This window comes from Vibrio sp. HI00D65, assembly GCF_001635455.1.
Taxonomy (GTDB): Bacteria; Pseudomonadota; Gammaproteobacteria; order Enterobacterales; family Vibrionaceae; genus Vibrio.
Genome location: NZ_LWEH01000500.1, coordinates 1 through 3,664, shown reverse-complemented (window position 1 = coordinate 3,664; position 3,664 = coordinate 1). Strand labels below are relative to the sequence as shown.

Annotated in this window: 3 protein-coding genes and 1 pseudogene; all 4 read right to left on the bottom strand. The window is 38.5% G+C overall.

Annotation, left to right across the window (positions count from 1 at the left end; translation table 11 throughout):
* Nucleotides 1–185: 185 nt before the first annotated feature.
* Entirely contained in the window at nucleotides 186–1,679 is a 1,494-nt protein-coding gene (locus A3712_RS23120; RefSeq protein ID WP_063525188.1) for a hypothetical protein, read from the bottom strand.
* Nucleotides 1,680–2,289: 610 nt separating this feature from the next.
* A complete protein-coding gene (locus tag A3712_RS23115) occupies nucleotides 2,290–2,700 on the bottom strand; it encodes a hypothetical protein (RefSeq protein ID WP_231891874.1) in 411 nt (136 codons plus the stop codon).
* A 109-nt stretch (nucleotides 2,701–2,809) separates the two neighbouring features.
* Nucleotides 2,810–3,232 (bottom strand): hypothetical protein, encoded by a 423-nt coding sequence (locus A3712_RS23110; protein ID WP_231891873.1) that lies wholly within the window; start codon nucleotides 3,230–3,232, stop codon nucleotides 2,810–2,812.
* Between the two features lie 62 nt (nucleotides 3,233–3,294).
* Nucleotides 3,295–3,573, bottom strand: a pseudogene (locus A3712_RS28020) (helix-turn-helix domain-containing protein); the annotation flags it as partial.
* Nucleotides 3,574–3,664: the final 91 nt, after the last annotated feature.

Below are 3,664 nucleotides of genomic sequence, written 5' to 3'. Positions count from 1 at the left end.
TAATTAATATGTCTTTATCGGGTAAATCTAAGGACATTGTTCTCGATAAACGCTCTGAAGTCAGGTGAATTGCTTGAGCTAGAGCGCTGTCTGTTGGTACATAGTCACTGAGTGTTAAAGCATTTACAGAACAAGTGGCAAACATCGCCAGAGTAGCAAGTATTTTTTTCATTTTTGTCTCCTTATTAACGCAACAAGCCAGGTTTAGCGATACGCAAACCATCTTCACAGATTGTGTCGACTTTAATGATCGTGCCGCGAGAAATCGCAGTTACAGGATCAGGGTTACCGTAGTAGCCGCCTTCATGTGTTTCGATTATCGGATCAAAGTTTTTTGCACCACGATCGTACATAGTTAGGGCTGTACGTGCTATGTCGTATGTGTTTATAAACCACATCTCTCTCGATTCACCATTACGGCAATTGTCTGCAGTCATTGTTTCTTGCCAGTCAATTTGGTTTGATAGATCAATTGTCTTCCATGCATCTTCTCCGATGACTGTATTTGCATTTGAAAATCGGTCGTCCATGTAACCAATGCTTTCGAGCGCTGCTGAATCTTTGATCCCTTTCACGCCAATTGGGTCGATTTTATATACCCATGATCCACCAAAGTTACCACTTAGGGCATTTCTATCAAGGGACAGCATCTGACCCTCCCTAGAGAATTCTTGCGTCCAGGATTGTGATACGCCAATATTGAATCCAGCAGTTGGACCTTCACCTGAGATATCGGCACCAGCGTCAATCGAAATGCCGACAGTACTGCTGGTACCATGGCTATATCGACCGTTACTATCCGATTGAGGGAACATATATGGAATTTTAATATTGTTTCCATTCTCTGCGCCACCAGGCAAACAACGGGGATCTGTAAGCCCAGTTTCAGAACAGGTTTGGTAGTAGAAATGTGGTAGAGCAAACTCTATCGCTTCTTCAGTTATTGCTTGATCCGTTGCTTTTAGGTGACTGATAGCTGCACTTCTCACATCATTATAAAGTTCTTCGTTACTTCTATCGATCATAAAAGATTGAAAGCTACTGTTGTGATAAGTGCTTGATAGAATATTGGCCGACGATCCAGGTCGCCACCAAAATGTTGGCATTACTGCCCCAGCAGAGTCTGCAACGTTAGCATCTTTAGTAAAGTGCAGACCATAGTACTCCTGGTAATGGTCGTGCCTTTTACCTATATTTTCTTTGTAATCAAATTGACCTTGTTGGTCAGTTAGATCTCCACCTGCTAAGTTATATAGCATGTAACGAGCACGTTTAGTTTTTCCAACTACTTCCGACAATATAATTAATCCTGCTTCCTCAGTGACATCTATTTGTTCATCGAGCCAATATTCACTATAACCAACGGTGTTCCATCTTGCTGCAGACTGTATGTCGTAAAAAAAGAGAGATTTGTATGTTGTTTGAACCACAACAGCCGAGCATAAGTCTTCACTCATCGTTGAGTTAGGGTAGCCGTTTTTTTGAAGCCATTGATTAGCTTGTGCTGTCAAGCTATTGAAAGTCTGGCAAAGGCGCTCAGGATCAACGGTACTAGAGACACTTTCAAATACTTTTTGGGAGCCTACCCACTGTGGCAGTGTATCGCCAGCATAACTACTGGCTGAAGACAGAATAGCGCAGGGTAGAGCAAGCGCTAACAAACTAAGCTTAAATTTCATAAAATACTCCATTTGTATAATTAGAAAACTTTATTAAAGTGTGACGCCCAAAAGTTGTATTTCCTATTTAGATGCATTTTATTTTTCATCACAACTCTTAGGCTTAAAATAATGGAGTTTTTTTTAATTGAAATAACAAAAAAAATATAATTAAAATGAGAAATCTATGTAAAGAAGTCTAAAACATTATTTCATACAATATTCTTTCTCTATTTTATTGAAAATATACTCATACTGTATGATTTATTTACTTTAACAAAGATTTTGGTCTTGTGATTTTTTCTAAGCTATATAGGTAGGTTATATGATGTTAATAGCATTCTTTATGCCCGATTTCAGATAATAAGTGCGACATTCGTGGATAGGTGTGGCTTTGTTGCGTAATTCAATTGAACTCAATCCAGAACCTACGATCTGATCAGCTAAGTCAACTCCCTCTCAAAGATCTATGCCTGAAAATTGTCGTATCGACTAAAAAACACCCGAAACGGGGTAGCCCTATTTTTAAATCTAATTACGCAACAAAGCCCATGGCTAGTGCATCTCCTATTAAACTGAGATACACCCCATAATGATATAATTAATAATAATTGAAAAGGTCAAAAATATATCAAAACATAATTAAAATATTAATAGTCATAATAAAATATTCCGATTGGTAAAGGTTCCATTTCACAGCAAACATTTTCTTTACAGGACTATTTGAAATGATCAGCATATATTGCTTCGGCAACTCTTGAACCGATTTAAAAAGCGATAGCTTTTTTCGCGCTTCAATATATTTAACATAAGCGAGCATGTTGTCACTATGTTCAAAATCAATAGCTCCATGATCAACGCGTTCTTCACGTAAGCTTACATTTAATAGGCCATCACTCTTGCGAATGAATTTTCCTTTTGCGTAAATATCTAAGGTGTTATTGAGTCCAGATTCTTTTATAACCGCAACCGCCTCGAAATTATCCTCACTGATCACGACGTCCATGTACCCTGTGGTCTTATAGTCACCATCTGTTGTCATGTAGAGGGTCGTAGAGTTGACCGAAACATTATTTTTCGAACGTAGGCTATGTGTAATAGAAGCAAACATTAAACAAAGACAAAAAAGAAGAAAGTAAATGCTTTTATTTTTAGTGAACATAACGACTAAGCTCCGCTTTAACTGCACCTACGAGATCATCCGTTGATTGAGGAGATTCAAACAAAACCACTAAATTGACAGGTAGTTCCAATAGCTTGAGTATTACAATAGATAGGCTTTCTTGAGAGTGAGCAAGGATCAATCGGCTTAACCTACCTTGTTTAACTTCCATAGAAACCAAAAGCTTAACGCCTTTTGCAACTAATTTAGCCTCTTCATCATTATCACAATAGACAGTTAAAACTTCGCTAGAAAACATTTTAGCCAATGGAAGCGAGCTCGTTAACTTAGGGGCTTTTGCAGTGAACACCAATGGAAACAATGCCACAATCGCTATGAATACGAAGCCGAGAACAATAAAGATTCGATTACGTACGAATGTGAATCGTGTTTTTTTCGGATCTCTTTTCAAAGCCTCACTCTTACCGCTTGGTTCCCAGCGAATAAGTTGTCTTGGTTATCTGGTTTACCATCTTCGACGTAAGTAATGATTTGACGCGTATGAAAGTAGGTTTTCTCAGTCAAATGCTCGATGAGCTGCATCGTCTGAGTATCAAAAAGTAGACTCTGGCTCCCGCCATTCTCAGGTTTAAGTTTTTTTTAAGATAGAGCATAATCACTAAGATGACGAGCAACTGTAGATTCATGGATACAAAGGGCTTGAGATATCATGGTTAGGCTCCATCCTTCGGAAGCTAGCAAGACAGCTTTTATACGGTCGCATACTCGACGATCACGCTCAGTATTGTGTATCTGTTCGAGTTGTTATTTTTGCTCAGGAGTTAGTACCATTTTCATAGTAAGTAGCATGATCCTGACTTCATTGAAAATCAAGTATCTTCAA